Origin of the sequence: Arsenophonus endosymbiont of Bemisia tabaci Q2, from assembly GCF_902713415.1 — a bacterium.
GTDB lineage: Bacteria > Pseudomonadota > Gammaproteobacteria > Enterobacterales > Enterobacteriaceae > Arsenophonus.
In genome coordinates, this window is the sequence record NZ_CACTIE010000313.1 from 1 (window position 1) to 929 (window position 929).

Genomic DNA, 929 nt, shown 5'->3' on the forward strand with positions numbered 1-929 from the left:
CAACCCTTCTTCTTCCATCGTAAATATCACTTTACGTCTAAAATCAATTGAATAGCTCATATAAATAATGTCATCAAAATTAAGTCGCTTAGCTATAGCATCACTAGGATTAACGTATCCATCAATTCAAGCACACCATGAACAAAACAGAACTCATCAATCAAATTGCTAAAAAAGCCGACTTAACCAAAAAAGATTCAGAGAAAGCACTGAACGCATTTATTGAAACGATGACAAAAGTGCTAAAGACGGGAGATGACTTACAGCTAGTTGGCTTTGGCATTTTTCAGGTTAAGCAACGCGCAGCCAGAGATGGACGCAATCCCAAAACGGGCGAGGTACTTAAAATTTCTGCTGTAAACTTACCCAGTTTTAAAGCGGGTAAAACTTTGAAAGAAGCTGTCAAATAACTGACCGAAATTGATGTACGAATTAAAACACCTGTACGGAACATAATTTACCTATTTTGTACAGGAGTTTTGGATGATGTCCGAAACCGAACTATTTTGAATTTGAACATCTATCAGAAATTAAAAACCGTTAAATCTAATCATTTTTGAAAATTAAAATAGAAATACCCGTCATAACTATCACTAAAACGCGCTGTAATCAATTCTGAGCGGTTTTCTCGATAAAACGTCGTGTATAACTCAACAAATATTTTATCGGCTATCAAAATGCGCTCTAGGACTCTTTGAGTTTAAGGATAACGTCAAACTCAATATCAAAAACGCCCCAGATTTCCCTAAAACACCTATTCAATCAATTTCTGGTAAACTTATAGCATTGAGTTATGCAGGAGAAAATTTTGATAAATCCAACGCCAGAACAGCAAGCTGTCATTGACTGTCAGGGCGATAAGCTCGTTGTTATAGCTAAGCGACTTAATTTTGATGACATGATTTATGTGAGCTATTCAATTGATTTTA

General features: G+C 35.5%; 1 protein-coding gene. It reads left to right on the forward strand.

The genetic code is table 11. The features are described 5' to 3' along the window. The first annotated feature begins 137 nt into the window (after positions 1–137). A complete protein-coding gene (locus ARSQ2_RS11650; protein ID WP_181995381.1) occupies positions 138–410 on the forward strand; it encodes an HU family DNA-binding protein in 273 nt (90 codons plus the stop codon). Positions 411–929: the final 519 nt, after the last annotated feature.

What these genes read in the sequence shown, in the direction of transcription:
- ARSQ2_RS11650 (WP_181995381.1), top strand. Translation starts at nt 138, where the DNA reads ATGAACAAAACAGAACTCATCAATCAAATTGCTAAAAAAGCCGACTTA.